This is a genomic window from Streptomyces sp. NPDC014656 (genome assembly GCF_043084305.1).
In the GTDB taxonomy this organism is placed as follows: Bacteria; Actinomycetota; Actinomycetes; order Streptomycetales; family Streptomycetaceae; genus Streptomyces.
Genome location: NZ_JBIBZN010000005.1, coordinates 1 through 22,351, shown reverse-complemented (window position 1 = coordinate 22,351; position 22,351 = coordinate 1). Strand labels below are relative to the sequence as shown.

The following is a 22,351-nucleotide window of genomic DNA, read 5'->3' as shown; positions in this document are numbered from 1 at the left end:
GGTCCGGTCCGGGCCGGGCCGGCGCGGATCCCGGCAGCCCTCAGGGCGCGCCCGGGCCGGGGGCGGCCGCCGTACGGAGGGCGGCCAGCACGGGGACGATGAGCGGGTGGTCCTCGGCGCCCCGGCGTACGGCGGCGAAGACCCGGCGGGTGGGCGCGACGCCCTCGGCGGGGCGGATCGCCACGTCCGTGAGGTCCATGCCGCGCAGCGCCGAGCGGGGCACGAGCGCCGCGCCGGCGCCGGCGGCGGCGAGCGCGACGACGGCCCTGAAGTCGTCCGAGACGTGCTCGAAGCGGGGCGCGAACCCCGCGTACTCGCAGGCCAGCACGGTCACGTCATGGCAGGGGTTGCCCGCGGACTGGCCGACCCAGGCGTCCTTGGCCAGGTCGGCGAGCGCGACCCGCTCCCCCGCCGCGAGGGGGTGCCCGGGCGGCAGCACCACGTCGAAGGGCTCCGCGTAGAGCGGGACCCGGGTGAGCCGGTCGTCGTCCTCGCCCGGGGCTCCCCGGTACTCGACGGCCACGGCCACGTCCACCTGCCGGTCCAGCACCATCAGCAGGCTCTCGTCCCCCTCGGCGTCCCGCACCCTGACCCGGATGCCCGGAGCCGTCCCGGCCAGCGCCGCGATGGCCGGGGCCACGACCAGCCCGATGCCGGTGGCGAACGCGGCGACCGTGACGGTGCCCGCCTCGCCGGAGCCGTACGCGGCCAGCTCCGCCTCCGCCCGCTCCAGCTGGGCGAGAACGGCGTTGGCGTGGCTCAGGAGGATCTCGCCGGCGGGCGTCAGCCTCGCGCCCCGGGCACTGCGGTCGACCAGCCGGTGGCCGGTCTCCTGCTCCAGGGCGGCGAGCTGCTGCGAGACGGCGGAGGGGGTGAGGTACAGCGCGGCGGCCGCCGCCGTCACCGTACGGTGGTCGGCCACCGCGCGGAGGATGTGCAACCGCCGTGCTTCGATCATGCGCCCAGTCTCCCAGGCCGGGGGCGGGGGTCGTGCCCACGGCCCCGGCAGGGGAGAGAGGGTGCGGGATCCAACCTCTTGGATCCAAAAGCTTGGATCCAAGAGGTTGGATCCGGAAGGTTGGATCCAAGAGGTTGGATCCGGAAGGTTGGATCCGGGAGCTTGGATCCAAGAGCTTGCACCCGGAAGGTTGGACCCAAGGGGGTGGATCCGGGAGGTTGGATCCCGGATCCAGACCCCCTGGCTCAGCCCTGGAGTTCCGCGCGCGCCGCCACGAACGCGTCCACCGCGCGGTTCACGTCCTCCGTGGAGTGCGCGGCCGAGAGCTGGACGCGGATGCGGGCCTGGCCCTGGGGGACGACCGGGTAGGAGAAGCCGATCACGTAGACGCCGCGCTCCAGGAGCAGCTCGGCCATCTTCCCGGCCTCTGAGGCGTCGCCGATCATGACGGGGGCGATGGCGTGGTCGCCGGGGAGGATGTCGAAGCCCTCCTCGGTCATCCGGCCTCGGAAGAGCGCGGTGTTGGCGTTGAGCTTGTCGCGCAGGTCGCCGGCGGACTCCAGGAGGTCGAGGACCTTGAGGGAGGCGGCGGCGATGACCGGGGCGAGGGTGTTGGAGAAGAGGTAGGGGCGGGAGCGCTGGCGCAGCAGGGCGACGATCTCGGCGCGGGCGGCGACGTAGCCGCCGGAGGCGCCGCCGAGGGCCTTGCCGAGGGTGCCGGTGATGATGTCGACGCGGTCCATGACGCCGTGCAGCTCGGGGGTGCCGCGGCCGCCGGCGCCGACGAAGCCGACGGCGTGCGAGTCGTCGACCATGACCATGGCGTCGTAGCGCTCGGCCAGGTCGCAAATCTCGGCGAGCGGGGCGACGTAGCCGTCCATGGAGAAGACGCCGTCCGTGACGATCAGCTTGCGCCGGGCGCCGCCCTCGGTGGCCTCCTTGAGCTGCTGCTCCAGGTCGGCCATGTCGCGGTTGGCGTAGCGGAAGCGGCGGGCCTTGGAGAGGCGGATGCCGTCGATGATGGAGGCGTGGTTGAGGGCGTCGGAGATGACCGCGTCCTCCGCGCCGAGGAGGGTCTCGAAGACGCCGCCGTTGGCGTCGAAGCAGGAGGAGTAGAGGATCGTGTCCTCCTGGCCGAGGAAGGCCGAGAGGCGGGCCTCCAGCTCCTTGTGCACCTCCTGCGTGCCGCAGATGAAGCGGACGGAGGCCATGCCGTAGCCCCAGCGGTCGAGGGCCTCGTGGGCGGCGGCGACGACGTCGGGGTGGTCGGCGAGGCCGAGGTAGTTGTTGGCGCAGAAGTTCAGGACCTCGCCGGGGCGGCCGCCGGCGGTGACCTCGACGGTCGCGGACTGGGGGGTGCCGATGACCCGCTCGGGCTTGTGGAGGCCGGCTGCCCGGATCTCGTCGAGGGTGGCGCGGATGTCGTCGCGTACGGAATCGAACATGGGTCAGGCTCCCGCAGTCCAGTCGAGGATGATCTTGCCGCTCTTGCCGGAGGCCGCGTCGTCGAAGGCGGCCTCGTAGTCGGTGAAGTCGTACCGGCCGGTGATGACCGGGGAGAGGTCGAGCCCGCCCTCCAGGAGGACGGACATCGCGTACCAGGTCTCGAACATCTCGCGGCCGTAGATGCCCTTGACGGTGATCATCGAGGTGACGATCTTCGCCCAGTCGACGGCGAAGTCCTCGCTCGGCAGGCCGAGCATGGCGATCTTTCCGCCGTGGGTCATGTTGGCGATCATGTCGCGCATGGCGTGCGGGTTGCCGGACATCTCCAGGCCGACGTCGAAGCCCTCCTTGAGCCCGAGGGTGCGCTGGCCGTCGGCGATGGTCTTCTCGGCCACGTTGAGCGCGAGGGAGACGCCGGTCTTGCGGGCCAGGTCGAGGCGCTCCTCGCTGACGTCGGTGATGACGACGTTGCGGGCGCCGGCGTGCTTGGCGACGGCGGCGGCCATGATGCCGATCGGGCCGGCGCCGGTGACCAGGACGTCCTCGCCGACGAGCGGGAAGGAGAGCGCGGTGTGGACGGCGTTGCCGAAGGGGTCGAAGATCGCGGCGACGTCGAGGTCGACGGGGACGCGGTGCACCCACACGTTGGAGGCGGGCAGCGCCACGTACTCGGCGAAGGCGCCGTCGCGGCCGACGCCGAGGCCGACGGTGGCGCGGCAGAGGTGGCGGCGGCCGGCGAGACAGTTGCGGCACTTGCCGCAGACGAGGTGGCCCTCGCCGCTGACCAGGTCGCCGACGGCGATGTCGGAGACGTCACGCCCGACGGAGACGACCTCGCCGACGAACTCGTGGCCAATGGTCATCGGGGTCGCGATGGTCTTCCGCGCCCAGCCGTCCCAGGAACGGATGTGCAGGTCGGTACCGCAGATCCCGGTCCGCTTGACCTTGATCAGTACGTCCCCCGGACCGGTCTCCGGCTCGGGCACGTCCGTGAGCCAGAGTCCCGGCTCCGCCTTCAGCTTGACCAACGCCTTCAATGCCACGGCTCCCGACGTGCGTGTCCTGTGATGTACGGGTCAGGGCACGCGCGCGTGCCCAAGATCCTCGGAGACGAATCTTCCGTACCGGGGGCTCGCGGTCCATCGAGGTTTTCTTAAGCGCGCTCGCAGTTCAGCTTCACGCCGGGACGTCGCCGCTGTTCAGGAGGGTTCGCCGGCGGTTCCGGCGGTCACGAAGGCGGCGGGAAGCCAACTCGTACGGACGCGTCCCATGGAGCCTTCGACGGCGACGGCCGCCGCGTGTCCGCCGGCGGTGGGCACGCCCCGGACGTCCCAGCCCGAGGGGAGGGCGGAGGGGTCGCGCTCGCCGAGGTAGTCCTTGTCGAGGGAGCGGGCCACGCCGATGCCGATGCCCTTGAGGTAGGCCTCCTTGCGGCACCAGATGCGGGCGAAGGCGTCGGGCGCGTGCCCGGCCCCGGCTATCTCGGCCCGTTCCGCCGGGTGGAGGACGGAGGTGACCTCGCGGACGGTGGCGGCCTTGGGGAAGCTCTCGACGTCCACGCCGAGGGGCCGGGCGGCGATGCCGATGAGGACGACGTCGCCGCTGTGCGACAGGGAGAAGTGCGGGGCCCCCGGCGGGCCGTCGACGGCGGGGCGGCCGTGCGGGCCGCCGCAGCCGGGGCAGGGTTCACGGCGGTACGCGACCGCGGCCGGGCCGACGCCCAGGCGCGGGGCCAGGAGGCGGCGCAGGGCGACGTGGCCGATGCCGTACCGGAGGCGGTCGGCGACCCGGAGGGGGGCGGCGAGGCGGTCGCGCTCCTCGGCGTCGAGCTCGGAGGGGTCGAGGTCGTCCTCGGCGAGGTGGTCCACCCGCAGCTGCCACAGGTCGACGTCGACCCGGCCGGGGCCGGGGGCGGTCTCGGGGGTGTGGGTGCGGGACTCGGGGGCGGGGTCGCCGGGGCGGTCGGTGATCACGTCGGTCATTAAATCAGCGCGGTCGGGGCGGACTCAGGGCGTTCCGGGGGTGGTTGGTCCGCCGTGGCCGCCGGGGGCCGCGGCCCCGCCCCGGCGGACGGCGTCGGCCTCGGTGTGGCGGCCGAGCCGGTCGAGGCAGTGGGTGAGGTCGGCGAGGGCGGAGAGGGTGTCCGGGTGGAGGGGGCCGAGGGCCCGGGCGCGGGCTTCGGCGAGGGACCGCAGCGGGGCGAGGGCCTCGTCCCAGCGGCCCAGCCGGCCGAGGACGACGGCGGCCTCGCGGCGGCTGCGCAGGGTGTCGGGGTGGTCCGGGCCGAGCACCCGGCGGCGGGCCGCGTGGACGGCCTGGACGGTGTCGAGCGACTCCTGCCAGCGGCCGAGCCGGGCGAGGTGGAGGGCGAGGGCGTGCCGGACGCGGAGCGTCTCGGGGGCGTCGGCGCCCTGGGTGCGGGTGCGGACGGCGACCAGGTCCCGGCAGATGGCGAGCGCGTCGGCGGCCCGGCCGAGCCGGCCGAGGCAGGCGCTGGTCTCGTAGCGGGCGGCGAGGGTGTCCGGGTGGTCCGGGCCGAGCGAGGAGGCCCGCCCTTCGGCCACCGCGCGGTACTGGTCGAGGGCCTCTTCGGCGCGGCCCAGGCGGCCGAGGGTGTGGGCGAGTTCGTGACGGGTGACGAGGGTGTCGGGGTGGTCCGGGCCGAGCAGCCGGGTGCGGGTGTCGGCGACGGCCAGGCCCGTGCGGTACGACTCCTCCAGGCGGCCGAGCCGGGCGAGGGTGTACGCGAGGTTGTGGCGGCAGCGCAGGGTGTCGGGGTGGTCGGGGCCGGCGGTGCGCTCGCGGACGGCGAGGACGTCGGCGTAGAGGGCGTGCGCCTCGGCGTGGCGGCCGAGGCGGCCGAGGGTGAAGGCCCGCTCCTGGCGGGCGGCCAGGGTGTCGGGGTGGTCCGGCCCGAGGACCCGGGCGCGGGCCTCGGCGACGCGCTCGAACGCCTCCAGGGCCTCGGCCGTGCGGCCGAGGCGGCCGCACGCGAAGGCGACCTCGTAGGCGCTGGCCAGGGTGTCGGGGTGGTCCGGGCCGAGGACGCGGACGCGGTCGCCCGCGACGGAGCGGTGCAGGTCCTCGGCCTCGGCCCAGCGGCCGAGGCGGCCGAGGCCGAGTCCCGCCCGGTGGCGGGCGGCCAGCACGGCGAGCAGTTCGGGCGTCGCGTCCGTGGTGGGGCGGGCGGGGCCTTCGGCGGGCGCCCCGGCGGTCGTCCACTCGGTGGTGAGGACGGCGGCGGCGGGGTCGTGGCCGGCGGCGCGGGGCGCTCCGGGCGGGGCGGGGCGCGGCCCGCCGGTGACGGTCCGGGCCCACGCGGGCGTGGAGCCGGCTTCCGACGGGGGGAGGGTGCCGGCTCCGTCGGTGGGGTGCGGCGGGGTGGACGGGATCGGCGGCAGGACGCGGGACTCCCCGCCGAGGGTGCGTCCGGTGACGATGCGGCGGCGCAGGTCGGAGGCGTCGCGCGGGCGCTGGTCGGGCACCTTGGCGAGGAGGTCGACGACGAGCCGGTCGAAGTAGTCGGGCAGTTCGGAGCGGAGGGCGCGCGGCGGGCTCGGCACGGTGTCCCGGTGGCCGACGAGGACGGCCCAGGAGTCGTCCAGGTCGAACGGCGGTGCCCCGGTGGCGAGTTCGTACAGGACGCAGCCGAGCGAGTACAGGTCGCTGCGGTGGTCGATGTCGCCGCCGCCGATCTGCTCCGGGGACATGTAGTGGGGGGTGCCCATGGCGATGCCGGTGCCGGTGAGCCGGGAGGTGAAGCCCATGTCGGCGCCGAGGCGCGCTATCCCGAAGTCGCAGATCTTCACGGTGCCGTCGCGCAGCCGCATGATGTTGGCGGGTTTGAGGTCGCGGTGCACGATGCCCACGCGGTGGGTGTACTCGAGGGCGTCGGCGACCTGGTCGGCGATGTCGACGACCTCGTGGACGGGCAGCGGGCTGCGGGCGTTGGCGGCGAGGAGCTGGCTGAGGTTCTGGCCCTCCAGGAGCTCCATGACGAGGAAGAGCACGCCCTCGTACTCGCCGAAGTCGTGGACGACGGTGATGCCCCGGTGCTGGAGCGCGGCGGCGACCCGGGCCTCGCGGCGGAACCGCTCGCGGACCACGGTCTGCACGCCGGCGTCCTGGTGCGGGCCCAGCGGTTTGAGGCACTTGACCGCCACCCTGCGGCCCAGCGCCTCGTCCGTGGAGCGCCACACCTCGCCCATCCCGCCGCGGCCGATGACCTCGTGCAGGCGGTAGCGCCCCTGGATCAGTCTGATGTCCCCCATCGTGTGCCGTCGCCCCCGTCGTCCTCGTGCACGCTCTCCGGCCCGTCCAGTATGGCCGCAGGGTCGGACAGTGTGTACGGGTCGGGCCGGGTGTCCGGGCCGAGCCGGTCCATGGCGCGGAGGATGTGGCGGGGCGGGAGCCGCCAGCGGAGGGTGGCGGGGACGCGGCGCAGCAGGCGGGCGGTGGAGGCGAGGCGCCGGGTGACGGCGGCCGGGGGCGGGGCGGGCCGGCCGTAGAGGTCGTGGGCCCAGTCCGGCAGCGTGTCGTACGCCAGTGAGCTGACGCGCCGCCAGACCAGGGCGCGTCCGGCGAGCAGCGCGGGCGGGACGGGCGGCCTGCGCAGGAAGTCGAGGACGGCGCGGGCGTCCTCGCCGGCGCCGAGTTCGCCCCGGACGGAGGCGAAGTAGGCGGCGAGCCCCGCCTCGGTGGCGGGCACGTCCGCGGGGTCGAGCCCGACGAGCCGTGCGGAGGTGCGCTGCTCGTCCACGTACCGGTCGGCGGGCGCCCCGGTCAGCGGCAGTCCGGAGCGGCGGGCGACGGAGAGGTACGAGTCGATCTCGGCGCAGTGCACCCAGAGCAGCAGCGCGGGGTCGTCGACGCCGAGCAGCCGGTGGATCCGCCGTACCCGGGCGCCGGCGGCCTCGGCGGCCTCCCGGGTCCCGTAGCTGAGCGTCCCGACGAAGCCGGCCGTCCGCATGAGCCGCCCCCAGGGGTCTTCCCGGAAGCTGCTGTTGATCATGACCCCGCGCACGGCGACGGGGTGCAGGGCCTGGAGGTACAGGGCCCGCACCCCGGCGATCCACATCACCGGGTCGCCGTGCAGCTGCCAGGTGACGGAGCGGGGACCGAAGAGCCCGGGATCGGCGTCCTGCCTCATGGAGTTCAGGCTACGCGGCGGGATCCGGGATCCAGGATGCTGGATCCAGCCACCTCGTCCGGTTCCAGGGTGCTGGATCCGGGATGTTGGATCCGGAATGTTGGATCCGGAATGTTGGATCCGGGGTGCTGGATCCGGGGTGCTGGATCCGGGGTGCTGGATCCGGGAGGCTGGATGCTGGATCCAGCCGCCCCGTCCGGCTCATCCGGCTCATCCGATCTCCACCACCCGCGCCCACTCCGGCGGTCGCGTCAGGTAGTCGTCCTCCCCGTCCGTCTCGTCCTCCCCGTCCGGGGCGGGCGGTCGGGGGAAGAGGCCGACGACGGTGCGGCAGGAAGGGGCGGCCTCGGGCCACGGGGTCTGTCCGTCGGTGAAGACGACGAGGACGTCGGGCCGGGGGTTCAGGCGCAGCGCGCGGGCGAAGCCGGCGCGGAGGTCGGTGCCGCCGCCTCCGAGGAGGGGGATGCCGGCGCCGGCGCAAAGCCGCTGGGCGGAGTGGGCGGCGGCGTCGCAGGCGATGACGGAGACGAGGTCGCGGCGGCCTCCGAGGGCGCGGGTGAGGGCGGCGACCTCCAGGAGGGCGCTGCCGAGTTCGGTGTCGGAGACGGAGCCGGAGGTGTCGATGACGACGGCGACGTGGGGCGGGGTGCGGCGGAGGCTGGGCAGGACGACGCCGGGGAGGACGGTGGCACGGCGGGAGGGACGGCGGTAGGTGTAGTCGCCGCCGGTGCCGGCCGCGACGGCGGCACCGAGGGCCGCGCCGAGGAGTTCGCGCCAGGGCTGGGGCGGGTGGCAGACCTCCTCGGCCCAGCGCTCCCAGGCCTCGGGGGCCGAGCCGGGGCGGCCCTTGATGCCCTGGGCGACGCGGTGCACGACGGCGGCGCGTTCCTGCGGGGTGAGGCCGTCGGCGCCGTCGGGGCCGAGTTCCCAGGCGCGGTCCCGGCCGTCGGCGCCGCTGCCGCAGTCGAGCCAGGCCATCCCCGGGCTGTTCGGCGTGATCCGTACGGCCCGGACGTAGTCCTCCATGAGCAGCCCGGGGGCCAGTTCGAGCATCTCGGGGCGCAGCGCGCCAGCGGGGCGCGGGAGGCCGGCGCCGTAGACGTCGTCGTTGATCTCGAAGTCGCCCGCGATGTTCATCCGGTGCCGGTCGGCCTCGCCGTCGAGGCCGAGGTCGCGGGCGAGGCGGTCGCCCCGGCCGTGGTGGTCGCGGAGCAGGTGGGCGACCTCGTGGACCCAGACGCCGGCGAGTTCGCGCATCGGCGTCCGGTCGACGAAGGCCGGGGAGACGTACATCCGCCAGTGGCGGTCGACGCCCATGGTGGGGACGGACCGGGAGGGCACCACGCGGAGGGCGAAGAGGGCGGTGGCCAGGTAGGGGCGGACACGGACCGCGTAGAGGCGGGCGGTGTACAGCTTGTCGTGGTCCAGGGCCTCCGCGGCCGGGACCACGCCCGCGGGGGCGGGGACGGGGGCGTTCACCGGCGCCCCCGGGCCGCGACGGGCCGGACCGCGCGCCGGGAGAGGTCGACGGCTCCGGCGAGGCGGTCGATGGCGACGGGGACGTCCCAGTCGTCACGGCGGAGCGCGGCGAGCGTGGTGGCGGGCACGACGACGAGGTCCGGGGGGCCGGTCTCGGCGGCGCGGGCGAGCAGGGCCCAGGCGGCGTCCCAGCGGTCGCGGTCGGGACGCTCGCGGACGGCGGCCACGACGCCTTCGAGGGCGGCCTGGCGCCGGTCGCCGCGTTCGGGGAGCGGGGCCCCGGCCGGGTCGGCGAGCAGGTCCTCGGGGTCGGGGAGGTCCATCCGGTCGAGCCAGGCGAGGAGTTCGAAGCCGGGGCCGTCGCCGACGGTGCCGCGGACCAGGAGGGAGAGGACGTCGCGGGAGGAGCCGGCGACGGCGGCGAAGGCGAGGAGTCGCAGCGTCATGTCCCAGCTGCGGGGCGACGGCCAGGGGCCGCCCCGGCGGGTCTCCTCCCCCGGCAGCCGGTGGACCAGCGTGGGGCGGCTGCCGAGCAGTCCGCAGACCGCCCGGCGGGCGTGGTCCACGGCTTCGGGGAGCCGCTCCGGGGCGAGGCAGGGCAGGGTGGCGCGGGGCCAGGTGCCGCCGAGGCCGCGGACGACGACCTCGTGTTCGTGGGTCCAGCGCAGGTGGACGAAGCGGTTGGCGAGCGGGGCGCTCAGTTCCCAGCCGTCGGCGGCCGAGGCGCGGGGGTTGGCGGCGGCCACGATCCGCACCCCGGGCGGAAGGGTGAGGGCGCCGACCCGGCGTTCCAGGACGAGCCGGAGGAGGGCGGCCTGGACGGCGGGCGGGGCGGTGGACAGCTCGTCGAGGAAGAGCAGGCCGCGGCCCTCCCGCACGAGGCGGACGGCCCAGTCGGGCGGCGCCATCGCCACGCCCCGTACGGCCGGGTCGTCGCCGAGGACGGGCAGTCCGGAGAAGTCGGTGGGTTCGTGGACGCTGGCGATGACGGTGGTGAGCGGCAGGTCGAGTTCCTCGGCGAGCCGGGTGAGGGCCGCCGTCTTGCCGATGCCGGGCTCGCCCCACAGGAGCACGGGCAGGTCGGCGGCGACCGCCAGGGTCAGCGCCTCCAGCTGGTCGTCGGCGCGGGGCTCGGTGCGGGTGTCGCCGAGGAGGGCGAGCAGGTCGGCCGCGACGTCGAGCGGAGCGGGTTCGTCCGTGACGGGGTGCGGGAGGGGGCGAGTGGCGTGGGTGGGGACGGAGGGACGGGTGGGGTCGGAGATGTGGGCGGGGTCGGAGGAGTGGGTGGCACGGGTGGCCTGGGTGCGCATGGGTGATCACCTGGGGTGGGTGCGGGCGTGCCGGAGCACGGCGGCGGAGGGAAGCGGGCGGAGACGGTGCCGTCGGTGGACGGGTGCGTCAGGTACGGCGGGTGAGGCGGGTGCAGCAAGTACGGAGGCACGGCGGGCACGGCAGGCACGGCGGGCACGGCGGGTACGCCGGGTGCCGCAGGTCAGCGGGTGAGGGCGTGGCGCGGGTGGGCGCGGTGGGTGAGGGCCCGGCGCGCCTCCCGGGCGCCGAACCCGGTGCCGCGGGGGCGCCGGAGTCGGCCCCGGTCCGGGTCGGGTCGGGGTGCGGGCGGGGGTTCGGCGGCGTTCGCGGGGCCGGTGGCGCGCAGGCCGGTGCGGTAGAGCCCGTGCAGGACCTTCCGCTCGGCGGCCCGTTCGAGGGCCTCGCGCAGGGGGCCGTCGCGCAGGGCAGCGCCGGGTCCGAGGAGGGCCTCGACGGCGGCGAGCGCGCCGGCGGTGTCGCCGTGGGCGAGGCGTTCGCGGATGCCGGTGAGGCTGTCGGGCCTGCGGTGGGCGGTGTCGATCGCCCGCAGGCAGGGCAGGGGCGTGCCGCCGAGGGCGATGAGGAGTTCCTCGCGGCGGAGTTCGGAGGGGTCGTGGTCGAGGGGGACGAGGACGCCGTCGACGAGGCCGATGCGGTGCCGGCTCCCCCGGCACTCCACGAGCCGCCGCCCGTCCTCGCGGGCCGTCCGGCGGCCGGTCCCGTGGCCGGGCGCCAGCGCCTGCGCGACGAGCGGGTGCAGGTCGTCGGGGGTGAGCAGTCCGGCGCGGAGCAGGGCGAGGTCGGGTGGGGTCCAGGTGGCCGCGTCGGGGAGCACGGCCGGCCGGCGGGCCGTCCCGTCGCCCCGGGGTCCGTATCGTCCCCGGCCCGGCGGCGCGGGTTCGGTGCGGGCGGTGCCGTCCGGCTCGGGGGTGAGGAGGATCCGGTGCCGGGCTCCGAGGCGTACGAGGACGGGGCCGGTGGTCCGGCCGTCGGCGGCGAGCAGGAGGCGGGCCTCGGCCGCCCAGCGGTCCACGGCCCAGCCGGGGCCCGGGGGGGCCGCCCGGTGAGGGCGGGAGGGCGGGCAGCAGGTCCGCGCCGGACCGGGCGCGGAGTTCCCCGGCGCGGGTGGCGTCCCACAGGTGCCGGTGGAGGTCGAGCCGGAAGCGGTGGCTGGGGTGCGGGTGGGGGTGTGCGGCGGTGGGGCCGTACGGGCTCCGCCGGCGCGGCGCGGCGGCGGGGTCGTACGTGCTCCGCCGGCGCGGGTCCGGGCCGGCGGGCGGGCCGTCCCAGAGGGCGAGGGAGATCCGCTGTCCGGCGTCGGCCCAGGCGGGCGCGGTGCGGGCCACGAGGTGGACCGGGCGCGGTCTGTGCCCGCCGGGTTCCTCGTGGTCGGCGTAGACGGCCAGGGTGAGGGTCGTCCCGGGGCGGAGCAGGCCGTCCGGGGCGGTTCTGGGCAGGTGCCAGCGGAGCAGGTCGGGGGCGAGCCGGCGGAGGTCGGCGCGGACGCGTGCGGCCAGGTCGGTGCCGTGGGTGCGGGCCAGGGTCCGGGGGGTCAGGTAGAGGTCGACGCCGGCGGCGGCGCACGCGCCGGCCCAGTCGCCGGCGAGGCGGCGGGCGGTGGCGGTCTCGATCGTGGTGGGCGGTACGGCGTAGGCACGCACGCGCCGCCAGAGGGAAAGGCGGGTGTCCTCCCGCACGGATGTGTCCATCAGGACGCTCCGTGCGCGGTGAGGACCCCCCATCGGCGTGAGGAGTGAGTGATCATCGCGATCACGCTAACGCCCCCGGCGCCGGGGGCGCCAGAGGTTTTCCGAGGCCCTCGGCGCACCCACGACCGCTTCGCGCGATTTGACGGACTTTTCCGGTGGTGTCGGAATGGTGAGCGTCGTTCTTCGTCCCCGCCACCGCACGACGGGAGCAGTCATGACCGCTGGACCGGAGCCCATGAGCGAGGCCGCCCGCGCGGCGCTGAACCGCGAACTGTCCGCGCTGCGCACCGAGCGGGCGAACGTCGCCGCCACGCTCGGCGACGCCGACGAACCGGGCGACCGGGCCGATCAGGCCGACGAGTTGCAGCGGGCCACGGAGGCCGACCGGCTGGACGCGCGGATCGAGGAGATCGAGGGGCGGCTGCGGGAGGCGGCGGCCGCCGGGCCGCCGTCGAGCGGGACGATCGGGGTAGGCAGCACGGTGGGCGTGCGGTTCGACGACGGCACGGAGTCGACCCTGCACATCGGCGAGTCGGCCGACGCGGAGGATCCGGCGCTGGTGACCGCCGACAGCCCGCTCGGCCGGGCGCTGCTCGGGCACGCGGCCGGTGACAGCGTCACGTACGCGACGCCCCTCGGCCGGACCACCGCCGTCGTCCTCTCGGTGGGCGCGGGCGGCGGCTCCTGACCGGGGCGGCCGACAGCCGGGCCGACCGGGACCTGGAGGAGGAGCGCCGGGCCGACCGCAAGGGCGGCCCCGGGCACACCGTGCTCATCGCGCTGGCGCTCGCCGTGCCGGTGGCCAAGGTGGCGTACACGGTGGGCGGCGGGGACGCGGTGCGGGACGTGTTCGTCGGCATGGAGCCGGCGAACTGGCCGGACGTGCTGCTCGGCATGGTGATCACCGATCCGCTGCTCGGCTCGGTCCTCGCCGTGGTGGTCTCCCGGGTCGTCTTCGCCCTCTTCGCGGCGCGCGGCGCCGTCCCCACCGGCCGGGGGCCGCTCGCGCACCTGCGCAGGGCCGGGATCACCGTCCTGAACCCGCTGGCGGTCGGCGTCATCGACGCCTGCCTGTTCGGGCCGTGGTGGGGCCTGGGCACGGCGCTCGCCGCGTACGCGCTCCGCAAGGGCGTGGTCGTGGAGTACCGGACGGGGCGGCGGCGGCCGCACCGCCCGCACGGCACCGCGCGCGACGACCCGCACGGCACTTCACACGGCACTGCGCACGATCCGGACTACCGCCCGCCGCCGTGGCTGCGCCGGGCGGCGGGCGCGGAGCAGTGGGTGGCCCTGCTCCTCACGGTGGCCGTCCTGCCGGCGCTCTTCCTCGTCTCCGCGCTCGACGGACAGGCGTGGACCTCGATCGTGGCCTGCCGGGTCACCGACGGGAGCCGTACCGCCGACGCGCGGCTGATCGAGCTGAGCCGCAAGGGCGACGGGGTGGTGGGCTGGAACCTGGACGCGGAGGAGATCTCCAACGGCCTGGGCTGTACCGGCACGGGGAGCCGTTTCGTACGGGAGCCCTGGTGGCGCACCTGACCGCCCCGCGCGCGTGCGTCCGCCTCAGCGCGCCGGCGGGACGAACTCCGGCTGGTCGAGGATCCGCAGCCAGCTGCCGTCGGTCTGGCGCCTGACGACCTGGGCCCGCGCGCCGGCGCCGTCACGCGGCGGGGTCGAGGTGAGGGCGACGTCGCCGTTCACCAGGGTGGGCAGCGGCTCCTCCGGCTCAAAGCGCGGCCGGTGGGCCAGCACCTTCGCCCACAGCTCGCGGATCGCCTCCCGTCCGACCGTCAGCTCGCCGGGCGGGTAGGCCAGCACGGCGTCCTCGGCGTACAGCGCGGCGACCCCGGCCGCGTCACCGGCGTTGGACCGCTCGACGAAGAGGCGGGTGATGTCCTCGGGCCGCATGGCCTTCTCGTACTCCTGCACGGTTTCCTCCTGGGCTGCTTCCTCGTTTCCGTGCCTCCAGCCTCACGCGGGGCCGATCAGAAGTCCAACAGATGGTTCTGCTGCCTACTAGAATCTATGGTCATGGACTTGAGGCAGCTGGAGTACTTCGTCGCGGTCGCCGAGGAGCGGAACTTCACCCGGGCCGCCGAGCGGGTGCACATCAGCCAGTCCGGCGTCAGCGCGCAGATCCGGCGGCTCGAACACGAGCTGGGCGCGGAGCTGTTCGACCGCTCGGCCCGCGCGGTGACCCTCACGGTCGCCGGGGAGGCCGCGCTCGCGCACGCCCGCGCGGCGCTCGCCTCGGCCGAGGCGGTGGGCCGGGCGGTGGACGAGGTGACCGGGCTGGTGCGGGGCCGGCTGACCGTCGGCATGGTCGTCGGCTGCACCGTCACCCCGCTGTTCGACGCCCTCGCCGCCTTCCACGGGGCGCACCCCGGCGTGGAGCTCCTGCTCCAGGAGGACACCTCCGCCCGGCTCGCCGACGGCGTCCGCGGCGGCACCCTCGACCTCGCGCTCCTCGGAGCCGCCGCGACCACCCCCGACGGGCTCGACGCGCTCACGATCGTCAGCGAGGGACTCGTCGCGGCCGTCCCGCCCGGTCACCCCCTGGCCGGCCGGGAGGCCCTCTCCCTCCGCGAGCTGACGGCCCACCCGATCGTCTCCATGCCCCCCGGCACCGGTCTGCGCGCCGTCCTCGACCAGGCGTGCGCGGCGCGGGGCCTCCGCCCGGCCGTCGCCCTGGAGGCGGGCGCGGCGGACGCGATCGCCGACCTCGCCGTCCGCGGCCTCGGCGTCGCCGTCCTCAGCGCCTCGATGGCCGCTTCCCACACCGACCGCCTCACCGCCCTCCCCCTCCGCGACGTGGACGTCCCCGCCCTCCTCGCCCTGGTCTGGAGACCCGCCCACAGCCCGGCCGTCCGCGCCTTCCTCACACACGCCCGCCGGGCCTTCGGTCCCCCGCCCCTCCCCTGACACGCTCCGGCGGAGACGAACGAAGCGGGACGAACGAACCGGCGGGGTCGCCGTCGGTCCGGTGGGACCGACGGCGGCCCGGGGGGTTTCGAGTGAACCGAAAGGGGGCTCGCCCGCCTCATGACACAGGCGAACGAGCCCCCCTTCCTACGGGCAGGATCCTTCGAGCGCCGCTGCCCACACCCGGCGCGGCGGCACTCGAAGGGATCGTCGACGAGCTATCCGGGCATCCGCAGAGGGATGGGGCCTTCGACGGGACGAACCGGCGAGAACCCGAAGCCCGTCGGCGAGAGCGAGGGCCGTTCCCGTGGCACGTACGAGGGCACCACGACGACCCGTTCCACGTAGGAGTACGCCCAGGTCTCCTGGGCACCCGACTCCGCGTCCGAGCCCGTCACCATGCAGCGCAGCAGCCAGCCCGGACCGTCACAGCCCAACATCAGCACAGGCATGTGCCGCGTGCTCACGCTGTCCGTCTCGACGGGCACCACACACCTCAGCTCGGGACCGATCCTGCCCGACCACTCCTTCGCCTCCCCGCCCCGGGACAGCACGTCCCGGGCGATGCGATCCCGGGCAGCCGCCCACTGGGGTTCGCCGGAGGAGTAGTAGGCCTGGATCTGCAGTGCCGTACTCCCCTTGCGGACCGTGACGGCCAGCGGCCGAGGTGGTGTTCCCCCCTCGTTCAGCTCGACGCTGATGCCCGTCTCACGGGGGATCCTCAGGCCGCCGAGATCGATCAGCTCTCCTGCCCGCGCACCGGCCTCGCTCTCGTCCCAAGGGCCTGCCTCCGATCCGCGGCGACTCACACGAGTACCCCTTTCCTCGGACGCCGCCTCTTCGGCGAACGAAGCCGCATGGGCCAGGAGTTCGTCGATCTCCTCCTCTCTCACCCCTTCCAGTTCGATCAGCGCCGCGAGCAGGGCGACCACGGATTCCAGAGCTCGGACACCGTGCTGCCGTGCGGCACGAGCCGCCGCCATGTCACCGACGAGCGCTTGCGCGAGGGATTCCATCCCCACGCGCTCCGCTTCGTCACCGATGGCCGCGCTCACCACTTCCCGCGGATCGGCACCCGTCTCCTGACGCACCTGCAGAACCGCCCTGGCCGCGAACAGAAGCACGGTGGCCGGAGTGGTGTCTCCGGGGAGACTTTCCCAGCCCGCATTCCTCAGGGAATCCGGGGACAGCCTGCGATACTGACGGAATTCATCCAGAATCCGCCTTGCTGAACTACGTACGGCGTCCATTCCACCAATTCCTGAAGAGCTGCCAGGACCTTGCTGCCACCATGCTCACGGCAGCCACTGACTCTACGACGCCACTCGAAGCACCCGTGGAGTCCGCCAGATCTGCCATCTTGTTCGCGTAGGTCGGCACCCTCGAAACGGTCGACGCACGGCTCTGCGCTTCGTCGCCCACTTCCTGACTGGCCCGTCGCGTCGTACCGGACGCCTCCGTGAGCCGCGTACCACGCGGCCTGACGTAGCCACCCGACTGCGGGTCCGGAATGTCGCCGAACTCGCCCGGATTCGTGGAAACCCTTCCACTGCCTCGCGTGACGGGGATCGATTCCCCGTTCGTTCCGCAGTTGTGGACGAGGACGGGGGTGGTGTCCGCGAGGACGTAGTAGGTGTGGAAGTCGGCGACCGTGAGGTTGCGGACGCTCGCGGTCTGGGTCCATGCCTGGACGGCGGTGACCTGGACGTGGGTGCCGGCGCTGGTGCGGAGCCACTGGCCGGGCTTGAGGTCCTTGGCGTCGACCCACTTGTCCAGGGCCGGGACCCAGAAGGGGTGGCCGTCGGTGGCGGTGATGGGGGCGGTGGCGGTTCCCTTGTCGCCGTCGGTGTCGAGGGTGATGCGGACGAGGTGCTTCTCGCCGTCGCCGGTGATGGTGGCGGCGACGTTCTTGCCGGTGGTCTCACCGGTTTTCTCGTCGGTCGCCATGACCTGGTCGCCGGGCTTCAGGTCCTTGATCGGCTTGCTGGTGCCGTCGGCGAGCAGGACGTGGGTGTCGGGGGTGAAGCTGTTCCTGATAGGGCAGGTCTCGCCTCCGCCGCCGTCGGATTTCTTCGCCGCGTCGGCTGCCGCGTCGTCGGCTTTCTTCGCCGCCGCCTTGGCGGCGTCGGCTCTCTTCTCCCAGGCGGCGTAGTCCTCGGCGTACTTCGCCATGGCGGCGGCTTCGTCGTCGGCGCGTCGCAGGGTTCCGACGGCCCAGCGGACCTCGTCCTCCCAGCGGTTGTACATCTTCCAGGCGGTTTCGAGTGCCTTGAGGGTGCGTTTGGCCTTTCCGGCGAAGGGCATGGCGGCGTCGAGTGCGAGGGCGCCGCAGGCCCAGACGTCGCCGCCGAGGCAGGCCTTGATGTCGTCGAATCCGCTGATGCCCTTGGCGACCTCGACGGCGATCTCGAGGATGATGTCGGCCTTGGACTTCTGCCGGATGAAGGTGGCCTTCTTGACGTCGGCCTCGCTGACCGTTGTCGTCGGCTTAGCCGGCGGCGGGGGCACGGCCTGGTAGTAGTCCTTGACGTCCTCGATGATCTGGTCGAAGGTCTTGCCCTCGGTCTGGACCCTCTGCGTGCACTTCTCGTCGATGCACATCGCCAGACCGGAGGGGTCGGAGAATGTGATCGGACTGTTGTTGCCGTACGCGTAGGGGTTCATCGTCTGCGACTCGGCGATGTCCATCATCGGGTCGACGGAGATGAACCGGCCCAGCGCCGGGTCGTACTCGCGGGCGCCTATGTGGGTGAGCCCGGTGTCGTCCTTGGTCTTGCCGAGGTAGCCCTTGTCGTCCGGCCACATCGAGGGCGCGGTGCCGCGGTCCTCGCCGAACGGGGTCAGCTTGCGGCGGGTGACCGTCTTGGTCGCCGCGTCGACGGCCGTCGTCGCGGTGCCGTTGCGGTCGGCCAGCAGGTACGACTTGGTGACCGTGCCGCCCTCGGCGACCTTGACCATGACCGGGCCCGCCGGGTGGGCGAAGTACCGGGTGGTCTTGGCGACATTCCCGGCGGCATCGAGCTTCAGCTCGGTGCCGGGCAGGTAGAGGGTGGTGCCGGTCGCCTCGCGCTTGATGAGGCGCTTGCCGCCCGCGTCGTAGACGTAGGACGACTCCTTGGTTCCGGCGGTCACCTTCTGAAGGTGGCCTTCCAGGTCCCAGGTCAGGTTCTGGGTGTTGCCCTGGATGGTGCGGGTGGTGGTGTTGCCCGCGTCGTCGTAACCGAACAGGTCCTCACGCTGGCCCTGCGGGCCGGTGGTGGTGACCTTGGCCAGACGGCTCTTGGTGGGCAGGCCGGTGGCGTAGGTGAAGGTGCGCTTGACGTCCTTCGCCGTGTCGCCCAGCGGGTCGTGCTTGGTCTCGCTCAGACGGTTGCCGGCCGCGTCGAAGGTGTACGAGTGCCAGTAGGCGTCCGGACCGCCGACCTTCGGCGCCGAACCCGGTCCGGATGCCTCGGGCTTGAGCGCACACGCGTCGGACGCCGTCCACGCGTCGGTCATCCGGCGCAGGTGGTCGTAGGCGAAGCACTGCACGTCGGTGGTGGCGGCGGTGGGGTTGTCGCCGGTCTTGTCGGTGATGCGCATGACGTTGCCGGAGGCGTCGTAGTCGGTGACCACGTCGTTGAGCGTGACCGTGTCGACCGTGCCGACTTCCTGGTGGTTCGTCGTGCGCGTCACCCGGCGGGTCTGCTCGTCGAACAGGTTGCTGGTGATCAGCGCCCGGCCCGCCGAATCGACCTTGGTGCGGACGACGTCGCCGAGCGAGGTGTACTCGGTGGCCGCCACGAACGTCAGGCCCGCGACCGCCATCGAGTTGACGGTGTCCAGGGCGTTGTAGCCGATGGAGATGCGCTCGGAGGGCAGGCCGCCGACCGCGGGGTGGGTCGTGGTCTGCGGGAGACCGGTGCGGGGGGTGTAGGTGTTCGTGTAGGTGTAGGTGCCGGCGAGCTTGCCCTCACTGGCCGGGATCGTCACCGAGGTCGACTTGGGCCGGTACTCGGTGTCGTAGGCGGTGACCGCCTGCGTGTAGGCGTTGCCGTCGACATACCGGGTGGAAGCGGCGGGCAGTCCGAGGGCACCGGGTACGGTGTCGTAGGTCTGCGACGTCAGCTTCGTGCCCGAGAGCGAGCCCTCGTGCGTGGACGTGACGCGGCCCAGCGCGTCGTAGGCCATCGCGATCGTGCGGCGCGGGCTGCGGCCGTCGGTCATCGAGACGACGCGGTCGCCCTGGTCGTAGGTGAGGTCGGACGTGCCCTTGTCCGGGTCCGTCATGGTCTTGACGCGGCCGCGGATGTCGTAGGTCTGGGACCAGACGTTGCCGATCTGGTCGGTGACCTTCTCCAGCTGACCCTTGCGCGTGTACTCGTAGGTGATCTTGTCGTAGTCACCCGACGGACCCGCACCCTTGAACTGACGCAGCTCCGTTTTGCGGCCCAGCGCGTCCATGATCGACATGGTGGGTGTGTCGCCGGCCGGCGGGTCGACGGCCGTCCAGTCACCGCCGTAGGTCAGGCTGGTGCGCCAGGTCTCCACGCCCTTGCTGCGGGCGATGGTGGCGGTCGGCCTGCCGACGCCGTCGTACGTCGTCACGGTGGAGGACGGCACGGAGTTGTCGGTCGGCGGGAACATGGTGGCGACCGGGCCGCTGGCGCTGTTGTAGTAGCCGCCGTTCTCCTTCCAGACCCGGCCCAGGCTGTCGTAGAAGGTGTCGGTGATGACCCGGCCGCCGTTCATCGCCGGGTTCTGGGTCTGGCGCAGGCGCAGCGCGCCGTCGTAGAAGTCGTAGGAGACGCGGTAGGTGCCGTCCTCCAGCAGACGCTTGTTCGTGATCACCACGGGGGCGTCACGGCCCACCGTGTACTCGAACTCGGCGTCCGGGGTGGTGGTGAGCGGGTCGCGGTCCGGGGACCAGACCTTCCTCATCCGCCCCAGCGCGTCGTACTCCATGACGGTCTTGCGGCCGTTGGCGTCCGTCTGGACCAGCGGCAGGCCGCGGCCGGGGTCGACCTCGGTGGTCGCGGTGTGGCCGAGGGTGTTGGTGGTGACCGTCTTGGTCACCACCGCGCCCGAGGCGGGGGTGTAGGCGGTAGTGGTGGTCTTGCCGTAGACGTCGGTCGCGGAGGTGATGCGGCCGTAGGCGTCGAACGTCGCCGCGCCCTGCGTGGTGTACTGCGGCACGTTGTTCGTGAACCCCGACAGCGACAGCGTCTTGACGACGTTGCCGGCCGCGTCGTACTCCACCTTGGAGTCCGAGACGACATTGTCCGGGCCGAACATGATCGGCGTGTTGCACGCCGCCGTGACGGTCAGAACCCGGGTCTGCTGGGACTTGAACCACTTCTCGGTGTCGTTCAGGTACTCGAAGCGGGTGCAGGTGTCGTCATCGGACTTGGCGAGGTCGCCCTTGGACCAGGTCCACTCCAGACGGCCCTCGGCGTCGTAGCCGTGCTCGACGGCCGTCTTCCGCTCACCACGGCCGCCGGACAGGATCGTGCGCGACGACGTCGACTTCTGACCCTGGATCCACGCTTCGAGATCCGACGCCCCCGTCGCCGAGCGGTCGCGGGTGGCGACCGGGCCCTGCAGGTGGGGGGTGGTGATGGTGGCCGAGTGCAGGGCGCCGCTGACGCCCTCGTAGTAGCGCACCTCCCTGGCCTGGCCGGCGAGCATGCGGTGGTCGTCGACCGTGCTGTCGTCCGAGGCGGTGATGGAGACGTCGCGGCGGGTGCCGTCGGCCTTCAGGTCACCGTCCAGACCGCGGTAGTAGAGGGTCTCGATACGGGTCAACACGTCGGGGGCGACGCCGTGGACGGTGCGGACCTCGCCGTAGCCGCGGTAGACCGACCAGGTACGGGCCGGCTTGTTCGTCAGCTCGCTGGCGTCGTCATACGCCCACGCCGGGCTGCCGAGGTAGGTGTAGTTGACCTCACGGGTGGGCGAGGTGCCGTTCTTGTCCTCCTCGCGGACCTGGTCCACCCGGTGCTTGTGGAACCAGTCCGTGGAGTACTTCTTCTTCAGCCCCGTCGGATCGGTCGGATCGTTGGTCTCCACCACGACCGGGAAGCAGCGCATCGTGTTGCTGTCCGGCGAGCTGGGGAGCTTCACCGCGCCCGGGGTGCTGGAGCACTCGGTGGGCGCGTAGACGACCATGGTGCGCGCGCCGGTCTCGGTGTTGATCTGGGTGATGCGCCAGCGCAGATACGGGGGGTTGCCGTCGGTGTCGTTGTCGACCCGGTTGGGCTTCTGCACGCCGATGAAGGTCACCGCGGGCAGGCCCAGGGTGCCGCCGTTCTCGTCGGTGCGCTGGATGCTCTTCAGCCACAGCGGGTACTCGCCGTTGACCGCCCCGTCGCCGGTGGACTGGAAGGAGTGGGCCATCGTCCAGGTGTCCACGGGCGTGGACACGCCGTTCTTCAGCACCCGGGTGGTGATGCTCTTGAGCAGCTTGCGGGTGAAGAAGGTGGGGGTGTAGCGGTCGGTACAGGTCTGCCCGGAGGCGCACAGCTGGTCGGCCGGGACATCCGGCCAGTTCTTCGCGACCTCGTAGGCGGCCGTCGAGGTCAGCTTGGATTCGGCGCAGTCGAAGGTGCTGGTGACGATGCAGCGTTCTTCGGCCTTGTAGGTGACCTCGGCCGGCGCCGGGGCGAACAGGTCGTCCGAGCGCAGGCCGTACGCGGCGCGCTTGAGGTAGCCGGCCCGGTCATAGCCGCGGGCGGTGGAGGTGCCGGTGGTGGTGACGTTGGAGCCGTAGAAGTTGCGCTCCTTGGCATACCAGTACGTCAGCGCGTTGCCGCGCGGGTCGACGACGTAGTCGAGGTTCCACCGGTAGGTCTGGTCACACACCGACGACGCGTAGGACGTGTTGTAGCAGGGCTCGCCGGAGTGGTTGCCGTACACCGGGACATTGAGCGCCGAGTTGGTCTCCGGCTTGCCGCTGGCCCAGCCGGGCAGGCGGTTGAGGCCGAAGTGGAACTTCACGCCCTCGCTGTTGGTGACGACCCAGTACTCCTTCTCCTTGTCGCCGTTCTCGGCGCCGGTGAGGAGTTCGACCTTCGAGCCGTCCTGGTTGGCCGGGTACCACTTCTTGTCCGCGTCGTTCAGGACCAGGGAAGTGGACGAGCCATTCAGCGACATCGTGACCATCGGAGGGCCATGACAGAGGTCACCGGTGGGGTGGGTGGTGGGGTTGTTGAACCCGCTGCCCGCCTTGCGGTCCTCCGCACACGCCACATAGGTGCGCTCGATGAAGCTGGAACCGGTGTCCCAGCCGTCACCCACCCACGACGGCTGCTGCGAGGTGGCGACCGTACGGCCGTCGATGCTGCCCGAGTTGTAGCCGATCGACAGCGACGGACCCGGACCGCCCAGCGAGGCGGGGAT

General features: G+C 73.2%; 14 protein-coding genes and 1 pseudogene. 3 read left to right on the top strand and 12 right to left on the bottom strand.

Annotated features, from left to right (window positions below):
* Positions 1–40: 40 nt before the first annotated feature.
* From ACF1ED_RS13555 to ACF1ED_RS13515, 9 genes and pseudogenes are all read right to left on the bottom strand, one after another.
* Complete coding sequence (locus tag ACF1ED_RS13555) at positions 41–958, bottom strand: LysR family transcriptional regulator (protein WP_391759814.1); 918 nt, start codon at positions 956–958, stop codon at positions 41–43.
* Between the two features lie 245 nt (positions 959–1,203).
* Positions 1,204–2,403: a glycine C-acetyltransferase gene (locus ACF1ED_RS13550; RefSeq protein ID WP_391759812.1), complete on the bottom strand. Its 1,200-nt coding sequence runs from the start codon at positions 2,401–2,403 to the stop codon at positions 1,204–1,206.
* 3 nt (positions 2,404–2,406) lie between these two features.
* Complete coding sequence (gene tdh / locus ACF1ED_RS13545; protein ID WP_391759810.1) at positions 2,407–3,441, bottom strand: L-threonine 3-dehydrogenase; 1,035 nt, start codon at positions 3,439–3,441, stop codon at positions 2,407–2,409.
* Between the two features lie 162 nt (positions 3,442–3,603).
* Positions 3,604–4,377, bottom strand: a complete 774-nt coding sequence (locus tag ACF1ED_RS13540) for a 4'-phosphopantetheinyl transferase family protein (protein ID WP_391759808.1) — start codon at positions 4,375–4,377, stop codon at positions 3,604–3,606.
* 33 nt (positions 4,378–4,410) lie between these two features.
* Positions 4,411–6,675 (bottom strand): tetratricopeptide repeat protein, encoded by a 2,265-nt coding sequence (locus tag ACF1ED_RS13535; RefSeq protein ID WP_391759806.1) that lies wholly within the window; start codon positions 6,673–6,675, stop codon positions 4,411–4,413.
* Positions 6,657–7,553 (bottom strand): oxygenase MpaB family protein, encoded by an 897-nt coding sequence (locus ACF1ED_RS13530; RefSeq protein ID WP_391759804.1) that lies wholly within the window; start codon positions 7,551–7,553, stop codon positions 6,657–6,659. Before ACF1ED_RS13530 ends, ACF1ED_RS13535 begins: the two co-directional genes overlap by 19 nt.
* Before the next feature lie 210 nt (positions 7,554–7,763).
* On the bottom strand, positions 7,764–9,032 hold the full coding sequence (locus ACF1ED_RS13525; RefSeq protein WP_391759802.1) for a VWA-like domain-containing protein: 1,269 nt from the start codon (positions 9,030–9,032) through the stop codon (positions 7,764–7,766).
* Positions 9,029–10,342 carry an AAA family ATPase gene (locus ACF1ED_RS13520; RefSeq protein WP_391759800.1) on the bottom strand — a complete coding sequence of 438 codons (1,314 nt, stop codon included), beginning with the start codon at positions 10,340–10,342 and terminating at the stop codon, positions 9,029–9,031. Before ACF1ED_RS13520 ends, ACF1ED_RS13525 begins: the two co-directional genes overlap by 4 nt.
* Positions 10,343–10,524: 182 nt before the next feature.
* Positions 10,525–12,052, bottom strand: a pseudogene (locus ACF1ED_RS13515) (hypothetical protein).
* Positions 12,053–12,266: 214 nt separating this feature from the next.
* Here ACF1ED_RS13515 and ACF1ED_RS13510 point away from each other — a divergent pair.
* Entirely contained in the window at positions 12,267–12,740 is a 474-nt protein-coding gene (locus ACF1ED_RS13510; RefSeq protein ID WP_391759798.1) for a GreA/GreB family elongation factor, read from the top strand.
* Entirely contained in the window at positions 12,737–13,591 is an 855-nt protein-coding gene (locus ACF1ED_RS13505) for a hypothetical protein (protein WP_391760704.1), read from the top strand. Before ACF1ED_RS13510 ends, ACF1ED_RS13505 begins: the two co-directional genes overlap by 4 nt.
* A gap of 24 nt (positions 13,592–13,615) precedes the next feature.
* On the opposite strand, the gene ACF1ED_RS13500 is transcribed toward ACF1ED_RS13505, so the two are convergent.
* Positions 13,616–13,981, bottom strand: a complete 366-nt coding sequence (locus tag ACF1ED_RS13500; protein ID WP_391759796.1) for a YybH family protein — start codon at positions 13,979–13,981, stop codon at positions 13,616–13,618.
* 102 nt (positions 13,982–14,083) lie between these two features.
* Between ACF1ED_RS13500 and ACF1ED_RS13495 the strand changes: the two genes are divergently transcribed.
* Positions 14,084–14,974, top strand: coding sequence for a LysR family transcriptional regulator (locus tag ACF1ED_RS13495; RefSeq protein ID WP_391759794.1), 891 nt, complete (start codon positions 14,084–14,086; stop codon positions 14,972–14,974).
* 218 nt (positions 14,975–15,192) lie between these two features.
* Here the strand turns inward: ACF1ED_RS13495 and ACF1ED_RS13490 are convergent, their stop codons facing one another.
* Both ACF1ED_RS13490 and ACF1ED_RS13485 read right to left on the bottom strand, forming a co-directional pair.
* Complete coding sequence (locus ACF1ED_RS13490) at positions 15,193–16,224, bottom strand: DUF3710 domain-containing protein (protein ID WP_391759792.1); 1,032 nt, start codon at positions 16,222–16,224, stop codon at positions 15,193–15,195.
* Positions 16,208–22,351, bottom strand: a 6,144-nt coding sequence (locus ACF1ED_RS13485; RefSeq protein WP_391759790.1) for a polymorphic toxin-type HINT domain-containing protein, incomplete at its 5' end; no start/stop codon positions are given. The genes ACF1ED_RS13490 and ACF1ED_RS13485, both read right to left, overlap by 17 nt.